We start from the raw sequence: 22,584 nt of genomic DNA, 5'->3' as shown, positions 1-22,584 counted from the left end.
GATGGAGTTTGGCCATGACCACGGCACCTTCCGAGGGGGTCCAAACCTCTCGTGCCTTCACACCCCGTGTTTTTTCGGGGATTCAGCCGTCCGGCGGGCTGACCTTGGGCAACTACCTTGGCGCGATGAAGCGTTTCGTGGAAATGCAGGGCCAGGGCTTTGAGACGATCTACTGCTTGGTTGACATGCACGCGATCACCGTTTGGCAGGACCCCGAGGCGCTGCGCCGCCAGACCCGCGAATTGGCGGCAGGCTATATCGCAAGCGGCATCGACCCCGATAAATCCATCTTGTTCAACCAGTCACAGGTTGCCGAACATGCGCAGCTGGCCTGGGTCTTCAACTGTGTTGCCCGCATGGGCTGGATGCAGCGGATGACCCAGTGGAAGGACAAGGCCGGCAAAAATCAGCAGAACGCGTCTCTGGGCCTGCTTGCGTATCCTGCGCTGATGGCCGCGGATATCCTGCTCTATCACGCGACCCATGTGCCCGTGGGTGAAGATCAAAAGCAGCATCTTGAACTGACGCGCGACATTGCGACCAAGTTCAACCATGACTTCAAAACCGATTTCTTTCCGATCACCGAACCTGTGATCGAAGGGGCCGCAACTCGGGTCATGTCCCTGCGTGACGGGGCCAAGAAGATGTCGAAGTCCGATCCGTCGGACGCCAGCCGCATCAACATGACCGACGATGCCGACACGATTGCCCAGAAGATCCGCAAGGCCAAGACCGACCCCGATGCCCTGCCCTCCGAGGCAGATGGGCTCGAAGGCCGGCCCGAGGCACGCAACCTGGTGAACATCTACGCCGCCCTCGCCGATCAATCGGTGGACTCAGTGCTGAGCGATGTCGGGGGCAAGCCGTTCTCGGACTTCAAACCGCTTCTGTCGGACCTTGCCGTTGCCAAACTTGCGCCGATCTCGACCGAGATGGCGCGCCTGATGCAACAGCCAGACGAAATTGACGCAATCCTGCGCAAAGGCGCGGATCGCGCGCGGATCATTGCAGCACCCATCCTCAAACAGACCTACGACATCGTCGGCATGATCCGCTAATCCCGCAGAACGCCCAAGCCTTTTGAAAAGGCTTGGGCCCGCGGCTGAGCGCTTTCGGTGAAAGCTTCCTGCAAGGAGTTTTCCACACTGCATCCTCTGGACCTTCCCACACCCCGGACCTAACCTGACACCAAATCAGGAGGGCCCGATGGCAACCGGCACAAACATCCGAACCTATTTCAACGGCGCATGGCACGCAGGCGACATTCCCGTCATCAACGCCGCCGATCATGGCGCGTGGCTTGGCAGCGGCGTGTTCGACGGGGCGCGTTATGTGAACGGCGCTGTCCCAGACCTGCTCGCCCATTGCCAGCGCGTGAACCGATCCGCCGAGGCGCTTATGGTCACGCCCACCGTTACCGCCGAGGACATGGTCCAGATCGTCTGGGACGGGCTGCGCGCCTATGCCAAGGACACCGCTGTCTATATCCGGCCCATGTATTGGGGCATCGATGGCGATGCGACAGCGATCTTGCCTTCCGCCGCCAAGACCGGTTTTGCGATCTGCCTCGAAGAGATCCCAATGGCACCTGAAACTGCCAGCGTGTCGCTGGGCAAAACACAGTTTCGGCGTCCCGTTCTGGAAAGCTCGGTGGTGAATGCCAAGGCCGGGTGCCTTTACCCAAACAACGCGCGGATGCTGCGCGAAGTGCGCGCGCGCGGGTTCCAGAACGCTCTGGTCACGGACGCGATGGGCAATGTCGCCGAAAGTGCGACCGCCAATGTGTTCATGGTCAAGGACGGTGAGGTCTTTACCCCCATCGCCAATGGCACATTTCTTGCTGGGATCACCCGCGCCCGCCACATGACCCACCTGCGTGCCGATGGCACAAAGGTGCATGAAACCGTTCTCAGCTTTGCCGATTTTGAAGCCGCGGACGAGGTGTTCCTGTCGGGCAACATGAACAAGGTCACCCCTGTGGTTGGGTTTGAAGACACCTCGTATCAGGTCGGTCCCGTCACCCGCCGGGTGCGGGACATGTATTGGGACTGGGCCCACTCCGAATGACGCACACCGCTCTGAGCCTTGCACCGTTCACGGCACCGGAAATCAACACTGATTTACTGCCAACGCTGCCGTAGCGTAGAACCACGCATGGTCTATTGCACGGCCCTTGTTCCTGCGTCATGATCCCTGCGGGAGAACATCTATGCGTAAATTTCTTGTTGTGCTGGATGACAGCCGCGAATGCCTGAATGCGATGCGATTTGCGGCAATGCGTGCGGCAAATACCGGCGGCGGTGTCGAAATCCTGTCCATCATCCCGGCAGATGAATTCAACCACTGGATCGGTGTCGGCGAAGTCATGCGCGAAGAAGCCCGCGAACGGATTCACGCGCATTTCGAAGTTTTCGCCAAATGGATGCGCGACAAGCAGGGCGTCGATCCCGAACTGGTGATCCGCGAAGGCGAAGCCGTCACCGAAATCATCGCGCTCGTGCAGGAAGACCCTGAAATCGGTGTTTTGGTACTGGGCGCAAACAGCGGCAAAAAAGGCCCCGGCCCGTTGGTCACACAACTGACCAAGAACGCTGGTAGTCTGCCGATCCCGATCACCATCGTGCCGGGTGAATTGTCCAAGGAACGGCTCGAAGCGATCACCTGAGCTTCGTCACAGATCACAATTCGCATTGGGCAATGGTCAAAGCATCACAACGAACTTAGAACTGTTCTAATCCTTGACGCTGGCTCAGAGGCACCTCATATATGGAACGTCCATCAGGAGGCGATCCCATGTTTATCCAGACCGAATCCACGCCGAACCCCGCCACTCTCAAGTTTCTGCCCGGTCAGACCGTGCTCGACATGGGCACAGCCGACTTTCCAACAGCCGAGGGCGCATCGGCCTCTCCGCTGGCGACGCGCCTGTTTGGTGTAGCAGGCATCAAGGGCGTGTTCTTTGGTCATGACTTTGTCACCGTGACCAAGGATGAAAACTCGGATTGGGACCACCTGAAACCCGCGCTTCTGGGTGCGATCATGGAACATTTCCAATCTGGCGATCCAGTCATGTCCGGCGATGCGCAGGCCCCTTCGGGCCACGCGGAACACACCGGCGAAGATGGTGAAATCGTGGGCCAGATCAAAGAACTGCTCGACAGCCGCGTGCGTCCTGCCGTGGCGCAGGATGGCGGTGACATCACGTTCCACGGGTTTGACCGGGGGATCGTGTACCTTCACATGCAGGGGGCCTGCGCAGGCTGCCCGTCCTCGACCCTGACGCTCAAGATGGGGATCGAGAACCTGCTGCGCCACTACATCCCCGAGGTGACCGAGGTGCGGCCGGTTGCCGTCTGACACGACACTACTGGCGTTTGATACATCGGCTGCGCATTGCGCAGCCGCTTTGTTTTGGGATGGCCGCGTCGTCGCAACCTGCGTCGATCCCATGTCACGCGGTCAGGCGGAACACCTGATGCCTATGATCGAGGCATTTCTGGCTGAGCACGGAAAGACATGGACCGACCTGACCTGCGTCGGCGTGGGCGTGGGCCCCGGCAATTTCACGGGCATCCGTATCTCTGTCTCGGCCGCGCGTGGTCTGGCCCTGGGCCTTGGCGTCCCCGCCATCGGGGTCTCGACCCTTGAGGCGATCCACCATCTGCACCCTAACGTCACAGCCGCCGTCAGTGCCCCGCGCGATATGCTCTACGCGCAATCCCCCGGCGGCACAGCCCGGCTTGTTCCCACCTCAGAAGTGCCAGACGCCCTGTTACCCCCGGAACCCGACACCCTGATCGCCGCCATGGCCAGAGTTGCGGCACTGGCTGATCCATCTCAGGCCGAGCGCCCAAAACCGCTCTATATCAAGCCCGCAGATGCCGCCCCCGCGCGCGATGCTGCCCCGGTGATGCTGTCGTGACACCCGACGCGTTCGCGGCAATCATGGACCGCGCTTATGTGCAAATGCGGCCGTGGTCGGCGCAGGACATCGCGGACACCCTTGCCAATCGCCATGTACAGTTCCTAACCCACCCTCAAGGCGGGCTGATCGCGCAATTGGTTGCCGACGAATGCGAAATCCTTGCCATCGCCACAAACCCGGACGCTCAGCGGCAGGGCATTGCGTCCGCGCTCATGCAAGACCTCATCGCGCTTGCCGAAACCCGGAACGCCGCGCGCATCTTTCTTGAAGTGGCTGAGCAGAACCATCCCGCACGCGCTTTTTACGCGCTCCACGGATTCGCTCCATTGGGAATGCGCCGCGCCTATTACACGCTCCGGAATGGCACAAAAGACGATGCTTTGCTGCTTTCCCGCCCCGTGGCGCAGCGTCACGCGCATGATACGCCAACGTCCCAAGGCACTTAGGCAAAAAGCGGTTGACCCTTTGTCGCGCCTGCGGCCTTAATTGCACCTGATCACCCGATCTGTCCAAGCGACGCAATCAAGCCGTCGAAGTCCAACACCTGGGAGCTGCAAATGACACTTATGACCAAACTTTACGGTGCCGCCGCTGCATTGGCGCTGACCGCCGGCGCGGCTGTCGCCGAACCAGCCCTGATCTTTGATCTGGGCGGCAAGTTTGACAAATCCTTCAACGAAGCCGCCTTTAACGGCGGCAAGCGTTGGGCCGAAGAAACCGGCAACACCTTCCGCGAGATCGAGCTTCAGTCCGAAGCGCAGCGCGAACAGGCACTCCGCCGCTTTGCCGAAAACGGCAACAACCCCATCGTGATGACCGGCTTTGCCTTCGGCAACGTGCTGGCCGAAGTGGCCCCCGATTACCCGGACACCAAGTTCGCAATCATCGACATGGTTGTCGATCAGCCCAACGTCCGCTCGGTCGTGTTCAACGAACATGAAGGCTCTTACCTCGTTGGCATGATGGCCGCGATGGCCTCCGAATCGGGCACCGTCGGATTTATCGGTGGCATGGACATCCCGCTCATCCGTAAATTCGCCTGTGGTTACGCCCAAGGCGTAAAGGCCGTGAACGCAGACGCAACCGTTGTCGCCAACATGACCGGCACAACACCAGCAGCATGGAACGACCCAGTCAAAGGGTCCGAACTGACCAAAGCGCAAATCAGCCAAGGCGCTGACGTGGTTTATGCGGCTGCAGGCGGCACAGGTGTGGGCGTTCTGCAAACCGCAGCCGACGAAGGCATCCTGTCCATTGGTGTGGACAGCAACCAGAACTACCTTCACCCCGGGCAGGTTCTCACCTCCATGATGAAGCGGGTAGACAACGCCGTCTATGACGCGATGACCATGGGCACCGACCTTGAAATCGGCATTAACGTCATGGGCATCGCCAATGGCGGCGTCGGCTACGCGTTGGACGAATTCAACGCAGAGCTGGTCAGCGCCGAAATGCAGGCAGCGGTTGATGCGGCCTCCGCTCAGATCGCCAGCGGCGAATTGATGGTCCACGACTACATGTCTGACGACAGCTGCCCGGCGATCAACTTCTGATCCTGCCAAACGGCCCACAGCACACCCAGAGCGGCCGACACAGGCCGCTCTGCACCATACCGGGCGACAGACCCGAAGACCGATGCAGGGATAGTTCATGACCACCGCCGTTGACGCCCCCGAGACCGACACAATGACGGTCGCACCCGCAATCGAACTCAGGGGCATCTCAAAGGCGTTTGGCCCGGTTCAGGCCAACAAGAATATCTCGATCCGCGTGCGCCCCGGCACGATCCACGGCATCATCGGCGAAAACGGTGCGGGCAAATCCACGCTCATGTCGATCCTGTACGGGTTCTACAAAGCCGACAGCGGCCAGATTTTCATCAATGGCCGCGAGACCCAGATCCCCGACAGTCAGGCCGCGATCAAGGCCGGTATCGGTATGGTCTTCCAGCATTTCAAGCTGGTGCAGAACTTTACCGTTCTGGAAAACGTCATCCTTGGTGCCGAAGACGGCCCCCTGCTCCGCCCATCGCTGAACAAGGCGCGTGGCGTGTTGAAGCAACTGGCCGAAGAATACGAACTCAACGTCGATCCCGACGCGATCATCGAAAACCTCAGCGTAGGCCACCAGCAGCGTGTCGAAATCCTCAAGGCGCTTTACCGTCAGGCCGATATCCTGATCCTCGATGAACCGACCGGCGTTCTGACACCCGCCGAGGCCGACCACCTGTTCCGCATCCTTGATAACCTGCGCAAAGAGGGCAAAACGATCATCCTGATCACCCACAAGCTGCGCGAGATCATGGAGACCACCGACACCGTGTCCGTCATGCGCCGTGGTGAGATGACAGCGACCGTTCAGACCTCGGAAACCAGCCCCGAACGGCTGGCCGAGATGATGGTGGGACGCAAGGTGCTGTTGCAGGTCGACAAGAAAGAAGCCACCCCCGGCGCACCCGTGCTCGAAGTCGAAAACCTGCGGCTGGTCGACGACAAAGGCGTCGAACGGCTCAAGGGCATATCGCTGGAACTGCGCGCCGGTGAAATCCTTGGCATTGCGGGTGTTGCCGGCAACGGTCAGTCCGAACTTCTCGAAATGCTGGGCGGCTATGCCAACGGCACCGGCACCGTCCGCGTCAAAGGCGAGGAAATAGACCTGACCGGAAGCGCGTCAGACGGCCAGTCGCGCCGCGCGCGCGGCATCGCGCATGTCCCCGAAGACCGCCACCGCGAAGGGCTGATCATGCCGTTCGCCGCGTGGGAAAACACCGTCTTCGGCTATCACCGCGACCCCGGCATCCAATCCGGCCCGTTGATGAACAACGCCGCGATCAAGGCCGAAGCCGCCGCCAAGATGGACCGTTTCGATGTGCGCCCGCCCAACCCGAAACTGGCCGCCCGCAATTTTTCTGGCGGCAACCAGCAAAAGATCGTTCTCGCCCGCGAGATTGAACGCAACCCCGATATCCTGCTGATCGGTCAACCCACACGCGGCGTTGATATCGGCGCAATTGAATTCATCCACCAACAAATCATTCGCCTGCGCGACGAAGGCAAAGCGATCCTGCTCGTTTCGGTCGAGCTTGATGAGATATTCTCGCTCTCCGACCGCATCGCGGTGATGTTTGACGGCCAGATCATGGGCGAACGCATCCCCAGCCAAACCAATGAACAGGAACTTGGCCTGCTGATGGCCGGGATCACCGACACCGCCCATGTCGTGCCCAAAGCCGCGCCCATGGCGCTGACCGAGGACCCAGAGGCAACCGTTGAAACACCCCAAGCGCTGGAAACAAGCACAGAGATCAGCTTAGAACCGGACGCTCCGATCACCGACACGCCCACGGACGTTGCCGACGCGCGCACGATAGACACAACCGAACTGTCCATCTCAACCGAACCCGACAACAGCCTGAGCATTGGCGGCTTCAGCGCCACGATCCAGCAAGGCGTGCCATCAATCACAACGACCCCGGCCAAACCCAAAGACCCCCAGGAAGGTGACAAAGATGGATAAGATGCCCGCCTGGGCCGATGCGGTCCTTGTCCCGCTGATATCGCTCATCCTTGCCGCAATCCTGTCGGCGCTGGTGATTATCGGCATCGGCGAAGACCCGGTTGCCGCGTTCAAACTGATGGTCGATGGCGCGCTCATGCGGTCGTCGGGCTGGGGATATACGCTCTACTACGCGACCAACTTCATCTTCACCGGCCTTGCCGTGTCGATCGCCTTTCATGCGCGGCTGTTCAATATCGGCGGCGAAGGTCAGGCAATGATCGGCGGCCTCGGTGTGGCGCTGGCCTGTCTCTATATCCCATGGCCGAACTGGTACGTGGCGCTTTTGGGCGCGACCGTCTCGGCTGCTTTGTTCGGAGCGATGTGGGCGTTTATCCCCGCCTATCTCCAAGCCAAACGCGGCAGCCACATCGTGATCACAACGATCATGTTCAACTTCATCGCCGCCGCCGTGCTGAACTACGTCCTCGTCAACATCCTGCGCCCCCAAGGCGCGATGGACCCGGCCACCGCCCGCTTTCCCGAAGCGGTGCGTCTGCCCACGTTTCAGGATATGTTCTCAACCGCAGCCGAACCGATGTTCCGCGGCGCACCTGCCAACGTGACCTTTTTCCTCGCCTTGTTCATGTGCTTGGCCATTTGGGTTCTGATCTGGCGCACCAAGCTGGGCTACGAGATCCGCGCCTTTGGTCAAAGCGAATCCGCCGCGAAATACGCAGGCATCAGCCCGGTCAAGATCACCGTGGTCGCCATGCTCATCTCGGGTGGTCTTGCGGGCATGATGGCGCTCAACACCACGATGGGCGAGGCCGAACGCCTGGTGATGAACGCCACCGAAGGCGCGGGCTTCATCGGCATCGCCGTCGCTCTGATGGGCCGATCACATCCTTTGGGTGTTCTGCTCGCCGCGCTGCTCTTCGGCTTCCTTTACCAAGGCGGCGCGGAGCTGGCCCTTTGGACGAATATCCCGCGCGAACTGATCGTGGTGATTCAGGCGCTGGTCATCCTGTTCACAGGTGCACTCGACAACATGGTGCGGATGCCGCTTGAAAAACTCTTCCTCGCTGCCCGGAGGAAAGCCTGATGGATTTCGCAACCCTTCTGCAAGTGCTCGACAGCACCGTGCGCCTTGCCACGCCGCTGCTTTTGGCCTGCCTTGCCGGTCTGTTCTCCGAACGCGCCGGGATTTTCGACATCGGGCTTGAAGGCAAAATGCTCGCCGCCGCGTTCATGTCTGCGGCCGTTGCGGCCATCACCGGCGATGTCTGGATGGGCCTTGGCGCAGGTATTCTCGCCTCATTGGCGCTCAGCCTGATCCATGGGCTGGCCTCCATCACCTTCCGGGGCAACCAGCTTATCTCGGGTGTGGCGATCAACTTTCTGGCCGCTGGCCTCACCGTTCTCATAGCACAGGATTGGTTCAGCCAAGGCGGGCGCACACCGTCGCTGATGGGCGCTGGCCGGTTCGAGCCGATCACCCTGCCGGGGGCCGAAGCGCTGGCTGGCGTGCCGCTGATTGGTCCGGTCTACGCGGAACTGATCTCGGGGCACTCAATCCTGGTCTATGTCGCCTTTGCCATGGTGCCACTGACCTGGTGGCTGCTCTACCGCACCCGTTTCGGCCTGCGCCTGCGCGCTGTGGGCGAAGCGCCCGAAGCGGTGGACACCGCTGGTATATCGGTGGTCGGCCTGCGCTTTGTTGCGGTTGGCATTTGCGGCATTCTGTGCGGCGTTGCAGGGGCCTACCTCGCCACGGCGCTTCAGGCCGGGTTCGTCAAGGACATGACCGCGGGGCGTGGCTTTATCGCGCTGGCCGCACTGATCTTCGCCAAATGGCGGCCGTGGTACGCACTTTATGCCTGCCTGCTGTTTGGCCTGCTGCAAGCGGTGGCACTGCGGTATCAGAACATCGACCTTGGCGCGTTTGTCGTGCCGGTGCAGTTCATGGACGCCCTGCCCTATATCCTGACCGTGGTGATCCTTGCAGGTTTTGTCGGCAAAGCCATCCCACCGCGCGCCGGTGGCGAGCCCTACGTAAAGGAACGCTGACAGCTCGATTAAGTGGGCGTTTCCATAACGCCGAAACAGGTGATGCGTCGGCGCATCACCTGCCGCGCCCTAAGTCCAGATGATCCATATTCATAAGTCCTTTTTGCACCTGCGGCACCGCACCGCTTGAAACAGCGCGGTGCTTGGGTTTAAGGACAAATATGATGATCTACCTCCCCATCGCCGAGGTCTCCGTCAACGCCTTCCTTCTTCTTGGATTGGGCGGAGCCGTGGGTGTGCTCTCGGGCATGTTCGGTGTGGGTGGCGGCTTCCTGATGACACCGCTCTTGTTCTTCATCGGTATCCCGCCCGCAGTGGCCGTCGCCACCGAAGCCAACCAGATCGTGGCCTCATCGTTTTCCGGTGTTCTGGCCCACCTGCGGCGCAAAACCGTCGACCTGAGGATGGGCACCGTGCTGCTTGTCGGCGGTCTGGTCGGCGCCGCGATGGGTGTGGGCGTCTTCAACTACCTCAAGAGCCTCGGTCAGGTCGATCTGCTGGTCAAGCTTTGCTACGTCTTCTTCCTTGGCATCATCGGGTCACTGATGTTTGTCGAAAGCCTGAACGCGATCCGCAAGATCAAATCCGGCAAGCCTGTCGCGCGCAAGAAACACAACTGGATTCACGGCCTTCCCTTCAAGATGCGGTTCCGCACATCCGGTCTCTATATCTCGGTGATTCCTCCGTTGATCGTTGGCGTGCTGGTGGGCATCCTCGCAGCGATCATGGGGGTTGGTGGCGGATTCATCATGGTGCCTGCGATGATCTATCTGCTTGGTATGCCGACGAAAGTTGTGGTGGGCACTTCGCTGTTCCAGATCATCTTTGTCACCGGCTTTACCACGCTGCTCCACGCCACCACCAACTACACCGTCGATATGGTGCTCGCGGTGCTGCTGTTGATCGGCGGTGTGATCGGCGCGCAGTTCGGGACCGTCATCGGGGCCAAGCTCAAAGCCGAACAACTGCGCATCCTGCTGGCCATCATGGTACTGGCCGTCTGCGGCAAGCTGGCGCTCGACCTGCTGATCCAACCCTCCGAGCTGTTCTCGATCGGTACGGCGGGGGGCCATTGATGCGCGCGCTGCTGGCCCTTCTGGCACTGATCGCCGCGCCACTTTACGCCGAAGAAGTGGTGCTGGGCCTCAGTCAGGATCAGGTGTCGATCTCGACCAGTTTCGATGGCTCCGAAATTCTGCTCTACGGCGCGGTGAAACGCGAAACACCGATCCGGTTAGACACACCCTTGCAGGTGATCGTCACCGTGTCCGGTCCTTTGGAACCCGTCACTGTGCGCCGCAAGGAAAAGCGACTTGGCATCTGGGTGAATGTGGATGCTGTCGATGTCGACGCCGCACCCAGCTTTTATGCCGTCGCCACGTCAGCCCCGTGGAAAGACGTGATCAGCGATACCGAAGACCTCCGCCACAGGATCTCAATTCCCCGCGCCATCCGCTCAGTCGGGGCTCCGATGAACGTAGATGAGCCGCAGGCCTTCACGGATGCGGTGATCCGCATCCGCATGAACAACGGCCTCTATGCCCTCAAGGAAGGTGCGGTTGACCTGCAACAATCCACCCTGTTCCGTACAGAGATCCAGATGCCCGCCAACCTGACCGAAGGCGATTACGCAGCGCGCATCTTTCTTACCCGGAATGGCCGCGTGATCTCGGACTATCAAACCAGCATTGACGTCCGAAAGGTCGGGCTGGAACGCTGGCTCTTCAACCTGTCGCGCCAACAACCGCTGGTCTACGGACTGCTCTCTCTCGCCATTGCCATCGCGGCCGGGTGGGGCGCCTCTGCCGCGTTCCGCCTGTTGCGCTCGGGCTGATGCCGCGCACGCCCCCCGGAACCCGCGCCGATTACCGCGCCTTCCGCACCTTGCCCACCCGCTGGCAGGACAATGACGAATACGGTCACCTCAACAACGCCACCTACTACGCGCTCTTCGATACCGCGGTCAGCCTTTGGCAAATCGACCAAGGCATCGCACTCCGCGGGCCCAACGCCACCAAATTCCTCGTGGTAGAAAGTGGCTGCCGCTACCACGCCGAACTGGGCTTTCCCGACATCCTGACCGCTGGGTTGCGCATCACCCATATCGGAACCTCGTCGTTCCGCTACGACATCGCGCTGTTTGCCACTGGCGCGGACTCCGCCGGGGCCGAAGGCTTCTTTACCCAGGTGCATGTCACCGACAGCGGCACACCAGCCCCGCTATCAACCGAAATCCGCACCACGCTGGAACAGCTTCTGACCTAGGTCTTCTTTGGGCTGGAAAATACCTCCGCCGGAGGCAAACCCGAGGACGCAGCGCAACGCGCTGTGACCGAGATATCAAGCGTGCGCGCCAGCGCACCCATTCCGCCCAAGCCTAGCCGTTCTCGTGGAAAAACCCGTAGATGCGTTCGGCCAACGCCTCGCTGACCCCGTCCACCGCTTTCAAATCCGCCAGGTTCGCCCGACTGACCGCCTTGGCCGACCCGAAATGTGCCAGAAGCGCCCGTTTGCGGGCACCACCCACCCCCGAAATCTCGTCCAGCGGATTGGCCATCTGCGACTTCGCCCGTTTCGCCCGGTGTGTGCCAATGGCAAAGCGGTGCGCTTCATCGCGCAGGCGCTGAACAAAGTACAAAACCGGATCATTGTGGCGCAGCGCGAAAGGGCGCATTCCCGTGCGGTGGAATTCTTCCTTGCCCGCATCACGATCAACGCCCTTGGCGACGCCCACCATCGGCACATCCTCGACCGCGTATTCTTTCATGATGGCGCGCACAGCCGATACTTGCCCGGCACCACCGTCGATCAGCAAAAGATCGGGCCACAGCCCCTTGTCCCGGTCTGGATCATCCTTGAGCAAGCGCTTGAAGCGCCGGGTCAGGACCTCTTTCATCATCCCGAAATCATCACCGGGAGTCAGGTCATCATCCTTGATGTTGAACTTGCGGTACTGGTTCTTGATGAACCCGTCCGGCCCCGCAACAATCATGGCGCCCACGGCATTGGTGCCCTGAATGTGGCTGTTGTCGTAAACCTCTATCCGTTCCGGCGGAGCCTCCAGACCAAATGCTTCGCCCAGTCCACGCAGCAGCTTGGCCTGCGTTGCCGTCTCGGCCATCCGCCGCGCCAGAGATTCCCGTGCATTGCGCAGCGCGCCGTCCACCAGCTCGGATTTCTCGCCGCGCAGCGGCACCGCGACATCCACCTTGCGGCCCAGCTTGTCCGACAGCGCTTGCGTCATCAGGTCTTCGTTCTCAATCGCATGCGACAACAACAAAAGCCGCGCAGGTTCCTTGGTGTCGTAGAACTGCCCCAAGAACGCCTCCAGCACCTCGGCCTCGTCCACATCCGGGCCGACACGCGGATAAAAATCGCGGTTCCCCCAATTCTGGTTCGCCCGGATAAAGAACACCTGCACACAGGCCTGCCCTTTCTCCAGATGCAGCGCGATAACGTCCGCCTCGGCCACGCCGCGCGGGTTGATCCCCTGCGCCGTCTGCACCTGCGTCAGCGCGCGGATACGGTCACGCAGCGCGGCGGCGCGTTCGAACTCCATATCCTCGGACGCCTGCGCCATCTGCACGGCCAGCGTTTCCTGCACATTGGTGGATTTTCCCGACAGGAACCGCTCGGCATCACGGACACTCTCGGCATAGTCCGCAGCCGAGATTTTGCCGACACATGGACCAGAGCAGCGTTTGATCTGGTATTGCAGGCAAGGTCGCGTACGACTGTCAAACATCGCGTCCGTGCAATTGCGCAGCAAAAACACCCGCTGCAATTGGCTCAGCGTGCGGTTCACCGCCCCCGCGCTGGCAAAGGGGCCATAATACGCACCCTTATCCTTTTTCGCGCCTCGGTGCTTGTGGATCATCGGATAGGCGTGATCGGTCACATGAATGTTGGGAAAGGATTTATCATCCCGCAACAACACGTTGTAGCGCGGCTTGAGTTGCTTGATGAGGTTCTGTTCAAGCAGCAGCGCCTCGGTTTCCGTCCGCGTCGTGAGGAACATCATCGACGCAGTTTCCGAGATCATCCGCGCGATGCGGCCCGAATGCTGCGGCGACGGTCGTGAATAGTTCGACACCCGTGCCCGCAGGTTGCGCGCCTTGCCCACATACAAAACCCGCGCCTGTGAATCGAGCATCCGGTAGACGCCGGGGCTTGAATCCAGCGTCTTGAGATAACCCTGAATGCGGTCATGCCCGGTCAGGGTGTCAGTGTCAGTTTCATTGGGCATGTCAGTCTGTTTCGACGCTTTCGCAGTTTCCACGATTCTCTGTGTCGCTGCCCGATTGGTCTGGTCTATGCAACTGTTAAGGCATCCACGATTTCTGTGGATAAGTCTGCGGAGAAGTTTTGGACGTTAACGTTTTTCCTTTGTTTTTCGGCGCGTTCACTGATTTGCCCATTTTTTAGGCGACAAAATAAGTCATTGATATATCACAATATTTTTGTTTCCCGGTCAGAAGCTACTGAAAACATTAAGACTTTCGTAACACTTTCGTAACGGTATCGAGAGCGGTGCAAAACTTGTCTTCACCATATATCATTCAACGCCAATCACGTCCGGCGTCTGCCATCCAAGGTGTTGGCCACCATCTACGCATAACAGCTGTCCGGTAACCGCCGGAGCGTCCAGAAAATACCCCAGCGCTGCGGTGATATCAGACGTGTTTGCCCCACGCTCAAGGATCGTCGCAGCGCGCTGTTTGGCGAAATGCGCTTCGCTCTGACGCCCCCCCCTGAGGGTTGGCCCCGGCCCGATGGCATTTACCCGGCACGTCGGAGCGAGTGCCTGTGCGGCGGTCTGGGTAAACGCCCAGAGGCCCATCTTGGCGATGGTGTAGCTCATGAACTCAGGCGTCAGCTTGCGCACCCGCTGGTCGATCATGTTGATCACCAGCCCCGACGCCACGGGCTCGCCCTGCGCGTCGGTCTGTGCACCCGGCAGTTGCGCTGCGAAACACTGGGTCAGAACAAATGGCGCGCGCAGGTTGCTTTCCAGATGCCGGTCCCAGCTTTCGCGGGTTGCGGTGCCCAGAGTGTCATACTCAAAAATCGACGCGTTGTTGATCAGCACCGTTAATGGCCCGCCAAGTCCTGCAATCGCGCTGTCGGTCAGCGCCTGCGTGGCCGTTTCGTTCAGAAGATCAGCCTGTACCGTGCAGGCCATGCGCCCCTTGGCGCGGATCAGGTCGGCGACCTCTTCGGCCTCGCGCTGTGAACTGGCGTAATGCACCGCGATGTCGTAACCGCGATCGGCAAGATAGAGCGCCATCGCGCGCCCCAGCCGTTTTCCCGCGCCGGTGATCAAAGCTCTGCTCATTGGGGTCGCCCCTGTGGTTAGAAGATGACCAGCGCAATGTAGCCCAGATACAGCGCCGACAAGGTCACGCCCCAGATGCGGGTCAGGTCTTTGGCCATAAACACCAACGGGAAGATCAAAAGCGATGCGCCCAGCATGACCCACAGGTCAAAGCGCAGGAATTCCGGGTCCACAGGGATCGGCGCAATGAGCGAGGCCACCCCGATAATGGCCAACAGGTTGAACATGTTCGACCCGATCACATTGCCCAGCGCCACATCCGCCTGACGGCGCAATGCGGCCATAACGGTGGTGGCCAGTTCCGGCAGCGACGTGCCCAATGCCACAAGCGTGAGGCCGATCACGGTGTCACTGACTCCGTATATTTTGGCGATCTTGACGGAACTGTCGACGAGCAGATCCGCACCCAAAGGTAGACCGACCAAACCCAGAACAAGGAACAGATTGATCTTCCACCACGGCATGTCCGGGTCTGCGCCTTCCGGCTCTTCCTCGTCTTCTGCGGCCTGTCCAGCGCGGCGATGGGCCAGCGCTTCGCGCAGGGAATCGCCAAGGATGACGGCCAGAACAGCCAAAAGGATGATCCCGGACATCCAGTCAAAGACACCCCGGAAGGCCAATGCGATAAACAACACCGATGCGGCCAACATGATGACATAGCTTTTTCGCGTGTTGCATTCGCTGGTGTGCATGACAGCCAGAAGCGCGGGAATGCCCAGAACAAGCAGGATGTTGGCTGTGTTCGATCCCACCACATTGCCCAGCGCGATGCCCGGCACGTTGTCCATTGCCGCCTTGATCGAGATAAGAAGCTCGGGCGCAGAGGTACCAAACGCCACCACCGTCAGGCTGACGATCAGGGCCGGGATACCGATGCGGAGCGACAGGTTCACCGCGCCCTTGACCAAGGCATCCCCGGCCAAGAGCAGGATCACCAGCCCGACAACAACGCTACCCCAGATCATCAGCATGTCAGCCTGCCTTTCCGTCGCAGGGGCATGGACCCTTGCCGATGCGGTATCGTCCGCATTTCTTGCATTTTGCATCGCTCAGGCGCTTGGCACCGGGGATGCGCAGCTTGCCGAACATCGCAAGGATCGCCATGAACGCGAGAAACAGGAAAACGATCTTTGTAACCACGTTACAGCCCGTAGCGCGCAAATTCGGCGCGTTCTTCGATGGCGCTGAGCGCATCAGAGGTCAGGGTCGCACCGAAACGGCTGAGCAAGGGGCGGCGCTGTTCGTAGCGGCGGAATTTAACCTTGTCGCCAAAGCGCTCTTTCATTGCAGGCACCAGATGCCCGACATGATCCGCCAGCCCCACATCGACAGCCCCCTGCCCGACCCAGATGTCGCCGGTAAAAAGATCCGGATTATCGGCAAGCTTGTCGCCGCGCCGGGTTTTGATCTGGGTGATGAACGTGTCATGCAACTGCCCCAAAAGACGGTTCAAACGGGCCACGTCTTCTTCATTTTCGGGACGGAAGGGATCGAGCATGGATTTGGATTTTCCCGCCGTGTAGACGCGCCGCTCAATGCCCTGGCGTTGCAGAAACACATGCGCGCCAAAGCCTGCCGAGATCACACCGATTGATCCAAGGATCGACGCGGGATCGGCGTAAATCTCGTCTGCCGCCGATGCGATCCAGTAGCCACCCGAGGCCGCCACGTCTTCGACAAAGGCAAAGACCGGGATTTCGGTTTCGTCCGACAGACGGCGGATGCGCGCACCGATCAGCGAGCTTTGCACCGGAGAGCCGCCCGGAGAATTGATTTCGAGAGCCACAGCCGCTGGTTTGCCCTTGCGGAACGCCTTTTCAAGCAGACCGCGCAGGCCCGCATCGCTGAGCGTGGCGCGAGACCCCGCCGCGATGGTGCCTTGCATCCGAACAACGGCTACGGTGGGATCAGATTTCACAAATGGTATAAAGCGCTTCATGAAGGCTCATGTAGAATGGGGTCGACGGGCATACAAGGCGCGCCAGCAAATATGGCTGGCCTGTGGATTGTAGGACGCGGGCGAAAGGGTGCATATGCTGACCCATTGTTTCGCGCGCGAAACATTGGGGCCGGAGCGGACCTATTAAGATTTTGTTAAGGTTCAGGCGCTCTTGGTGCTGCGGTTTTCGAACGTGTCGCACCGAGCAACGTGACTTGAAAGCCGATCACCTGATTTCTGGCACGAACGGCCTCAACACGTGCTTGCGTTGTCATTTCCGCATGGATGCGATGACGCATCCCGCTGCTTCGGTTGACCGAAAGCGCACATCGACAGTCTGCTTCAGTAGAAACTCTGGGGATCAATATCTATGGCCATGCGCAGATCACCCTTGAGCTTGAACGGCGCGACCCATTCTGAAAGGGCGGGTTGCAGCGCCGTGCCTTTGGGGGCTTTGACCAACAGACGCACGCGGTGGCGGCCCCGCACACGGGCGATGGGTGCAGGCGCAGGGCCATAGACCTGTGCACCCACGCGGCGCAGCGGGCCATCATTGCGCGCCATGGCGTTGCCGAGGTCAAACACCTCTTGCATGTCGGTGGAGGACAGGATGATCCCGGCCAGACGCCCGTAAGGCGGCACACCAGCGGCGCGGCGTTCGCCGGCTTCGGCAGTCCAGAAGTCCTGTTCGTCGCCAGACAGGATCGCGCGGATCACCGGGTGCTCGGGCTGGTAGGTTTGCATCAGGGCCTGACCCGGCTTGTCAGCGCGCCCAGCCCGGCCTGCCACTTGTCGCATGAGCTGAAACGTGCGTTCCGCCGCGCGCAGGTCGGACCCTTGCAGGCCAAGGTCTGCGTCGATCACGCCCACAAGCGTCAGCAACGGGAAGTTGTGGCCCTTGGCAACCAGCTGTGTGCCGATAATCAAATCCGCACCACCGCTGGCGATGGTTTCGATCTCGGCCTTGATGGCGCGGGCAGAGCCGAACATGTCGGACGACAACACCGCCAAGCGCGCGTCAGGGAACAAGCTCTGCGCCTCTTCGGCAAGGCGTTCGACACCGGGGCCCACGGCGGCCAGTTTGTCTTCGGCCTCGCAGGCGGGACAGACCGAGGGCATCGGTTTGGTCTCACCGCATTGGTGGCAGACAAGCCGTTTGAGAAAGCGGTGTTCGACCATCCGCGCGTCGCAGTGGTCGCATCCGATCTGGTGTCCGCACGCGCGGCAGATCGTAACCGGCGCATAGCCGCGCCGGTTGATGAACAAAAGCGCCTGTTCCTGTTTGTCGAGCCGCTGTTGGACGGCGCGTTGCAGCGTTGGCGAAATCCAGCTTGATCCCGGCAGATCTTCGTTGCGCATGTCGATGGCCCGCATTTCAGGCATGACAGCCGCCCCAAAGCGCGCGGTCAGGTCGAGCTTGGTGTATTTGCCCGCGTCGGCATTTGCCCAGGACTCGAGGCTGGGCGTGGCAGAAGCGAGGATCACCTGCGCGCCACAGATCGATGCGCGCAGAACGGCCATGTCGCGGGCGTTATACAGCACGCCGTCCTCTTGTTTGTACGAGGTGTCGTGTTCTTCATCCACCACGATCAGACCCAGATCACGGAACGGCAGGAACAGCGCGGATCGCGCGCCAACCACCAGTTGCGCGCCGCCCTGCGCCACCATCTTCCAGACGCGGCGGCGGTCGGTGATCGTGACACCAGAGTGCCATTCGGCCGGGTGTGCACCAAAACGGGCATCAACGCGGGTGATGAATTCTGACGTGAGCGCGATTTCAGGCAGCAGGACGAGCGCCTGACGGCCTTGAGCCAGACATTCGGCCACCGCTTCGAGGTAAACCTCGGTCTTGCCCGATCCGGTGACACCCTTGAGCAGCGTCGTGCCGTAACTGCGGGTAGCGACGGCGGCGCGCAGGGTGGCGGAGGCAGCGGCCTGATCATCGGTCAGATCCTTGCCGGTCTGGTTCGGGTCCAGCGTCGGGAACGGCGTGTCGCGCGGGCTGTCTTCTTCGCGCACCGCACCAAGCTTGGCGAGGCCCTTGACCACCGATGTGGTCACGCCTGCCGCCTCGGCCAGTTCGCGCAGGGTCAGGGACAGTCCGCCCATATCGCGCAACGCGTCGAGCACGCGGGTGCGCGCATCGGTCATGCGGTCAGGTGTGGTGTCGCCCAAGCGGTAAATCTTGCGCATCGACGGCGGATCGCCCAGCCCCGGCGCGCGAGTGGCAAGGCGCAGCATCGCGGTCAGCGGGGTCAGCGTGTAGTCGCCCGCGCGGGTGAGGAACGCCATCAGCTCTTCGCGCATCGGAGCGGCATCAAGCACACGGATCACCGCTCGGATCTTTGAGATGTCGTAGTTGCCCCTGCCGGCCCCCCACACGACACCAAGCACCTTGCGCGGACCCAGCGGCACTTCGACAAAGGCCCCAAGATGACACCCGCCTTCGGGCGCGCGGTAGTCCAGCACCCGGTCCAATGGCTGGGTGGTGAGCACGCCAATCAAGGTGCCCTCGTCAAAATAGCCGGGTGTTAGCGCCATCAGGTCAAGGTTTCAGTCATCATTGTCATGGGGTAAAGCGCGCGTTAGGAAAGGCCAACCCATCAGAGGATGAAGCCCATGAGATTTTTTGTCGATACCGCCGAAATTGATGCCATTGCTGAACTGAACGATCTGGGCATGGTGGATGGTGTCACCACGAACCCGTCCCTGATCAAGAAATCCGGTCGGGATATCCTCGAAGTCACCAAGGAAATCTGTGATCTGGTTGATGGCCCGGTGTCTGCCGAAGTCGTCGCGCTCAAGGCCGAAGACATGATCGCTGAGGGCCGCAAGCTGGCCGAGATTGCAGAGAATATCGCGGTGAAGGTGCCGTTGACATGGGACGGCTTGAAAGCCTGCAAGGTGCTGACCGACGAAGGCAAAATGGTCAATGTGACGCTTTGTTTTTCGGCAAATCAGGCGCTTTTGGCGGCCAAGGCGGGGGCGACATTTATCTCTCCGTTCATTGGGCGTCTGGACGATCTGAACCTTGATGGTTTGGACCTGATCGCGGATATCCGCGAGATTTACGACAATTACGGGTTCGAGACGAACATCCTTGCCGCATCGATCCGCACGGCCAATCACATGAGCGAATGTGCCAAGATCGGAGCCGATGTGGCCACAGCCCCCCCCGCAGTGATCAAGGCGATGGCCAACCACATGCTGACAGACAAGGGTCTGGACCAGTTCGTCAAGGACGCGGCGGCCGCAAACATCAAGATCCTCTGAGGATCGCAAAGGCGGGGTCGCCCCCGCTTTTGGAGCGCCCGTCGAAGGGCGTTCCTGCGCTTCTGCCACAGTTTCGCAGATCGGCCGTATTTTACGGAAAAAACGCGGGCATCGTTCAGAGCTTCCTGATAGGGTCTGCAAAAATAAACCAGAACGAGGTTGGCATGAGCAGCCCCCGTATCGACGACGAATTGCGCGAAACGATCATGACGCGCCCCGATGTGATTCTGGAAGATCAGGATCTCATGCGTGCCCTGATCGCCGCGAATGAGCGCGCGATGGGGGGCAATATCGTTGACCTGCGCGGAATCGCAATGGACCGGCTTGAGGCGCGTCTTGACCGGTTGGAAGACACGCATCGGTCGGTGATTGCTGCCGCGTACGAAAACCTTGCTGGCACCAATCAGGTGCATCGCGCGATCCTTCGGATGCTGGACCCAGTGGAATTTGAACCCTTCCTGCGCGATCTGGGCGGCGACGTGGCCGAGATTTTGCGCGTCGACGTGATCAAGCTGGTGCTTGAATCGGTCCAGAATGACGAAGACCCAGCCATCAAGCGGCTTGGGGCGGTGCTGTCGGTCGCGGAACCGGGATTCATTGATGACTACCTTCTCACCGGGCGCGCCACGACAGTGCGGCAGGTGACCTTGCGCCAGATCGAAAAAGGCCGCCGCGAGATTTACGGCGAAAAGGCCGATTGGATCCGTTCTGAGGCCTGTTTGAAGCTGAATTTCGGGCCGGGGCGGTTGCCGGGACTGTTGGTCATGGGGGCCGAAGATCCGCACCAGTTCACGCCGCAACAAGGCACCGACCTTTTGACATTTTTTACCGGTGTGTTCGAGCGGCAGATGCGGCGCTGGCTGTCGTGACGCTCATGATCTCTCCGGCAGCGCGGGACGCGTTGGAGGGATGGCTGGCGTCAAGCCGTGCATTGAACGGCACCGCCGAAAACACCCTGACCGCTTATCGCGGTGATGTGGTTGATTTCATTGCTTTCCTGACTGAATATCACGGCGACGCCCAAGGGCTGACGCCGCTGTCGCGGATCACGGTGCCGGATATGCGGGCCTGGATGGCGCAGACGCGCAGCGGCGGAGCCAGCGCGCGGTCGCTGGCGCGCAAACTGTCGGCGGTTAAATCCTTCTATCGCTGGCTGGCAGAACGCGAAGGGTTCGAACCCACCGCCGTGCTGTCCACGCGCGCGCCCAAGTTTCAGAAGAAACTGCCCCGCCCTTTGAACGAATATGCCGCGCGGGCGATGATCGAAACCGTGGGCCAACAATCCCTCAAGGGATGGGTCGGCGCGCGGGATATGGCGGTTGTGACGCTGCTTTATGGCTGCGGGCTGCGGATTTCCGAAGCGCTTGGGATGATGGGCCGCGACCTGCCATTGGGCGAGGCGATGCGGATCATCGGCAAAGGCGGCAAGGAACGGGTTGTGCCCGTCTTGCCTGTCGCGCGGCAGGCGGTGCAGACCTATGTGCGGCTGTGCCCGTTCGAGATGGAGGCCAATGCGCCAGTGTTTCGCGGCGTGCGCGGGGGCGCTTTGAACGCGCGTCTTGTGCAAAAGGTAACCGAACAGGCACGGATGCAATTGGGCCTGCCCGCAACGGCAACACCGCATGCGATGCGGCACAGCTTTGCCACGCATCTGCTGTCTGCGGGGGGCGACTTGCGCACGATACAGGAATTGCTGGGGCACGCATCCTTGTCGACGACCCAGGCCTATACCTCGGTCGATACGGTGCATCTGATGAAGGTCTACGAGGCGTCGCACCCCAAGGCGGGCTGAGTGTTGCGATACAATGTTTTTCGGGATTTTCCGAAACCGCCATGCGAGATGTTTGGAGCACCGCAACCATCCACTGAGCCGCCCTCATGCATCCCAACCCGAGCTTTCACAGCAGTGACCACGCCAAAGACATCGCCTTTGTGCGGGACCGGGCCTTTGGCAGCTTGATGGTGAACGGCGATCCGGTGCCGTTGGTGGCGCATGTTCCGGTGCTGATGTCCCAAGATGGGCGCGAGGTGTTGATCCATCTGGTGCGCTCCAACCCGATTGCGCGGTCCCTGAAGATGCCCCGTTCTGCACGGATCGCAGTGACCGGCTCGGATGCCTATATCTCGCCGGATTGGTACGGAATCGTCGATCAGGTGCCGACATGGAACTATGTTGCCGTGCAGATCACCGGCAAACTGACTTTGCTGCCGCAGGATGAGATGCGGCAGGTGCTGGACACACAATCCGCGTTCTTTGAGGCACGGCTTGCGCCGAAACCGCCCTGGACCACGGGTAAGATGACGCCCGAGGTGCTGGACAAGATGATGCGGATGATCGTGCCGTGCCGGATGACGGTGAGCGACATAGCGGCAACCTGGAAGCTTGGTCAGAACAAGGACGATGCGGTGCGGGCACGGGCGGCAACGCTTGTTCCCGGTGGTCTTGGATCCGAGCTGGAAGCGCTGGCCGCGTTGATGGCAGACCCCCCTGCGCTTTGAGCGCGACTTTCCCGTCGACGGAAAGACGGTGGCGCCCCAACGCACCGT

The 22,584-nt window shown here is 60.6% G+C and carries 23 protein-coding genes; 17 read left to right on the top strand and 6 right to left on the bottom strand.

Translation table 11 applies throughout. From position 1 onward, the window contains the following. Window positions 1-14 precede the first annotated feature (14 nt). From trpS to ACSHXH_RS00145, 13 genes are all read left to right on the top strand, one after another. Window positions 15-1,058 carry a tryptophan--tRNA ligase gene (gene trpS, locus ACSHXH_RS00205; RefSeq protein ID WP_435669732.1) on the top strand — a complete coding sequence of 348 codons (1,044 nt, stop codon included), beginning with the start codon at window positions 15-17 and terminating at the stop codon, window positions 1,056-1,058. A 148-nt stretch (window positions 1,059-1,206) separates the two neighbouring features. Continuing rightward, window positions 1,207-2,067: a branched-chain amino acid aminotransferase gene (locus tag ACSHXH_RS00200; RefSeq protein WP_435669731.1), complete on the top strand. Its 861-nt coding sequence runs from the start codon at window positions 1,207-1,209 to the stop codon at window positions 2,065-2,067. Window positions 2,068-2,209: 142 nt separating this feature from the next. Then, complete coding sequence (locus ACSHXH_RS00195) at window positions 2,210-2,665, top strand: universal stress protein (RefSeq protein WP_435669730.1); 456 nt, start codon at window positions 2,210-2,212, stop codon at window positions 2,663-2,665. Between the two features lie 128 nt (window positions 2,666-2,793). Further along, the gene (locus ACSHXH_RS00190; RefSeq protein ID WP_435669729.1) at window positions 2,794-3,357 is read left to right on the top strand and encodes a NifU family protein; all 564 of its coding nucleotides are present in this window, start codon (window positions 2,794-2,796) and stop codon (window positions 3,355-3,357) included. Then, window positions 3,347-3,922 (top strand): tRNA (adenosine(37)-N6)-threonylcarbamoyltransferase complex dimerization subunit type 1 TsaB, encoded by a 576-nt coding sequence (tsaB, locus tag ACSHXH_RS00185; protein WP_435669728.1) that lies wholly within the window; start codon window positions 3,347-3,349, stop codon window positions 3,920-3,922. The genes ACSHXH_RS00190 and tsaB overlap by 11 nt, the downstream gene beginning before the upstream one ends. Then, window positions 3,919-4,371 carry a ribosomal protein S18-alanine N-acetyltransferase gene (rimI, locus tag ACSHXH_RS00180; protein WP_435669727.1) on the top strand — a complete coding sequence of 151 codons (453 nt, stop codon included), beginning with the start codon at window positions 3,919-3,921 and terminating at the stop codon, window positions 4,369-4,371. Before tsaB ends, rimI begins: the two co-directional genes overlap by 4 nt. Before the next feature lie 111 nt (window positions 4,372-4,482). Continuing rightward, window positions 4,483-5,478, top strand: a complete 996-nt coding sequence (locus ACSHXH_RS00175; protein WP_435669726.1) for a BMP family lipoprotein — start codon at window positions 4,483-4,485, stop codon at window positions 5,476-5,478. Window positions 5,479-5,611: 133 nt separating this feature from the next. Continuing rightward, window positions 5,612-7,441, top strand: coding sequence for an ABC transporter ATP-binding protein (locus ACSHXH_RS00170; protein ID WP_435670172.1), 1,830 nt, complete (start codon window positions 5,612-5,614; stop codon window positions 7,439-7,441). Continuing rightward, the gene (locus ACSHXH_RS00165) at window positions 7,434-8,525 is read left to right on the top strand and encodes an ABC transporter permease (RefSeq protein WP_435669725.1); all 1,092 of its coding nucleotides are present in this window, start codon (window positions 7,434-7,436) and stop codon (window positions 8,523-8,525) included. The genes ACSHXH_RS00170 and ACSHXH_RS00165 overlap by 8 nt, the downstream gene beginning before the upstream one ends. After that, window positions 8,525-9,490: an ABC transporter permease gene (locus tag ACSHXH_RS00160; RefSeq protein WP_435669724.1), complete on the top strand. Its 966-nt coding sequence runs from the start codon at window positions 8,525-8,527 to the stop codon at window positions 9,488-9,490. The genes ACSHXH_RS00165 and ACSHXH_RS00160 overlap by 1 nt, the downstream gene beginning before the upstream one ends. Window positions 9,491-9,651: 161 nt before the next feature. Continuing rightward, entirely contained in the window at window positions 9,652-10,566 is a 915-nt protein-coding gene (locus tag ACSHXH_RS00155; protein ID WP_435669723.1) for a sulfite exporter TauE/SafE family protein, read from the top strand. Next, complete coding sequence (locus ACSHXH_RS00150; protein ID WP_435669722.1) at window positions 10,566-11,324, top strand: TIGR02186 family protein; 759 nt, start codon at window positions 10,566-10,568, stop codon at window positions 11,322-11,324. Before ACSHXH_RS00155 ends, ACSHXH_RS00150 begins: the two co-directional genes overlap by 1 nt. After that, window positions 11,324-11,755 carry an acyl-CoA thioesterase gene (locus ACSHXH_RS00145; RefSeq protein ID WP_435669721.1) on the top strand — a complete coding sequence of 144 codons (432 nt, stop codon included), beginning with the start codon at window positions 11,324-11,326 and terminating at the stop codon, window positions 11,753-11,755. Before ACSHXH_RS00150 ends, ACSHXH_RS00145 begins: the two co-directional genes overlap by 1 nt. Before the next feature lie 112 nt (window positions 11,756-11,867). Here ACSHXH_RS00145 and uvrC read toward each other — a convergent pair whose 3' ends face one another. The 6 genes from uvrC to ACSHXH_RS00115 form a co-directional block, all read right to left on the bottom strand. Further along, a complete protein-coding gene (uvrC, locus tag ACSHXH_RS00140; RefSeq protein WP_435669720.1) occupies window positions 11,868-13,736 on the bottom strand; it encodes an excinuclease ABC subunit UvrC in 1,869 nt (622 codons plus the stop codon). Between the two features lie 309 nt (window positions 13,737-14,045). Next, complete coding sequence (locus ACSHXH_RS00135; protein WP_435669719.1) at window positions 14,046-14,825, bottom strand: SDR family oxidoreductase; 780 nt, start codon at window positions 14,823-14,825, stop codon at window positions 14,046-14,048. Window positions 14,826-14,842: 17 nt separating this feature from the next. Then, the gene (locus tag ACSHXH_RS00130) at window positions 14,843-15,790 is read right to left on the bottom strand and encodes a calcium/sodium antiporter (protein ID WP_435670171.1); all 948 of its coding nucleotides are present in this window, start codon (window positions 15,788-15,790) and stop codon (window positions 14,843-14,845) included. Window positions 15,791-15,797: 7 nt separating this feature from the next. Next, entirely contained in the window at window positions 15,798-15,965 is a 168-nt protein-coding gene (locus tag ACSHXH_RS00125; protein ID WP_435669718.1) for a hypothetical protein, read from the bottom strand. A gap of 1 nt (window position 15,966) precedes the next feature. Next, window positions 15,967-16,764, bottom strand: coding sequence for a S49 family peptidase (locus ACSHXH_RS00120; RefSeq protein WP_435669717.1), 798 nt, complete (start codon window positions 16,762-16,764; stop codon window positions 15,967-15,969). Window positions 16,765-17,106: 342 nt separating this feature from the next. After that, complete coding sequence (locus ACSHXH_RS00115) at window positions 17,107-19,305, bottom strand: primosomal protein N' (protein WP_435669716.1); 2,199 nt, start codon at window positions 19,303-19,305, stop codon at window positions 17,107-17,109. 78 nt (window positions 19,306-19,383) lie between these two features. Here ACSHXH_RS00115 and fsa point away from each other — a divergent pair, with 78 nt between their 5' ends. From fsa to ACSHXH_RS00095, 4 genes are all read left to right on the top strand, one after another. After that, window positions 19,384-20,037, top strand: a complete 654-nt coding sequence (gene fsa / locus ACSHXH_RS00110; RefSeq protein WP_435669715.1) for a fructose-6-phosphate aldolase — start codon at window positions 19,384-19,386, stop codon at window positions 20,035-20,037. 164 nt (window positions 20,038-20,201) lie between these two features. Next, complete coding sequence (locus tag ACSHXH_RS00105; protein WP_435669714.1) at window positions 20,202-20,906, top strand: DUF484 family protein; 705 nt, start codon at window positions 20,202-20,204, stop codon at window positions 20,904-20,906. After that, window positions 20,903-21,829, top strand: a complete 927-nt coding sequence (locus ACSHXH_RS00100) for a tyrosine recombinase XerC (protein WP_435669713.1) — start codon at window positions 20,903-20,905, stop codon at window positions 21,827-21,829. The genes ACSHXH_RS00105 and ACSHXH_RS00100 overlap by 4 nt, the downstream gene beginning before the upstream one ends. Window positions 21,830-21,915: 86 nt before the next feature. Next, window positions 21,916-22,536, top strand: a complete 621-nt coding sequence (locus ACSHXH_RS00095; RefSeq protein WP_435669712.1) for an FMN-binding negative transcriptional regulator — start codon at window positions 21,916-21,918, stop codon at window positions 22,534-22,536. Window positions 22,537-22,584: the final 48 nt, after the last annotated feature.

The sequence above is a fragment of the Marivita sp. genome, assembly GCF_051251565.1.
Classification (GTDB): Bacteria; Pseudomonadota; Alphaproteobacteria; order Rhodobacterales; family Rhodobacteraceae; genus Marivita.
The sequence above is the reverse complement of the archived record's forward strand: the minus strand, read 5'-3'. Positions and strand labels throughout refer to the sequence as shown.

Coding starts and splice junctions, on each gene's coding strand:
- trpS (WP_435669732.1), top strand. CDS start 15: ATGACCACGGCACCTTCCGAGGGGGTCCAAACCTCTCGTGCCTTCACA.
- ACSHXH_RS00200 (WP_435669731.1), top strand. CDS start 1,207: ATGGCAACCGGCACAAACATCCGAACCTATTTCAACGGCGCATGGCAC.
- ACSHXH_RS00195 (WP_435669730.1), top strand. CDS start 2,210: ATGCGTAAATTTCTTGTTGTGCTGGATGACAGCCGCGAATGCCTGAAT.
- ACSHXH_RS00190 (WP_435669729.1), top strand. CDS start 2,794: ATGTTTATCCAGACCGAATCCACGCCGAACCCCGCCACTCTCAAGTTT.
- ACSHXH_RS00175 (WP_435669726.1), top strand. CDS start 4,483: ATGACACTTATGACCAAACTTTACGGTGCCGCCGCTGCATTGGCGCTG.
- ACSHXH_RS00170 (WP_435670172.1), top strand. CDS start 5,612: ATGACGGTCGCACCCGCAATCGAACTCAGGGGCATCTCAAAGGCGTTT.
- ACSHXH_RS00165 (WP_435669725.1), top strand. CDS start 7,434: ATGGATAAGATGCCCGCCTGGGCCGATGCGGTCCTTGTCCCGCTGATA.
- ACSHXH_RS00160 (WP_435669724.1), top strand. CDS start 8,525: ATGGATTTCGCAACCCTTCTGCAAGTGCTCGACAGCACCGTGCGCCTT.
- ACSHXH_RS00155 (WP_435669723.1), top strand. CDS start 9,652: ATGATGATCTACCTCCCCATCGCCGAGGTCTCCGTCAACGCCTTCCTT.
- ACSHXH_RS00150 (WP_435669722.1), top strand. CDS start 10,566: ATGCGCGCGCTGCTGGCCCTTCTGGCACTGATCGCCGCGCCACTTTAC.
- ACSHXH_RS00145 (WP_435669721.1), top strand. CDS start 11,324: ATGCCGCGCACGCCCCCCGGAACCCGCGCCGATTACCGCGCCTTCCGC.
- uvrC (WP_435669720.1), bottom strand. CDS start 13,736: ATGCCCAATGAAACTGACACTGACACCCTGACCGGGCATGACCGCATT.
- ACSHXH_RS00135 (WP_435669719.1), bottom strand. CDS start 14,825: ATGAGCAGAGCTTTGATCACCGGCGCGGGAAAACGGCTGGGGCGCGCG.
- ACSHXH_RS00130 (WP_435670171.1), bottom strand. CDS start 15,790: ATGATCTGGGGTAGCGTTGTTGTCGGGCTGGTGATCCTGCTCTTGGCC.
- ACSHXH_RS00120 (WP_435669717.1), bottom strand. CDS start 16,764: ATGAAGCGCTTTATACCATTTGTGAAATCTGATCCCACCGTAGCCGTT.
- ACSHXH_RS00115 (WP_435669716.1), bottom strand. CDS start 19,305: ATGGCGCTAACACCCGGCTATTTTGACGAGGGCACCTTGATTGGCGTG.
- fsa (WP_435669715.1), top strand. CDS start 19,384: ATGAGATTTTTTGTCGATACCGCCGAAATTGATGCCATTGCTGAACTG.
- ACSHXH_RS00105 (WP_435669714.1), top strand. CDS start 20,202: ATGAGCAGCCCCCGTATCGACGACGAATTGCGCGAAACGATCATGACG.
- ACSHXH_RS00095 (WP_435669712.1), top strand. CDS start 21,916: ATGCATCCCAACCCGAGCTTTCACAGCAGTGACCACGCCAAAGACATC.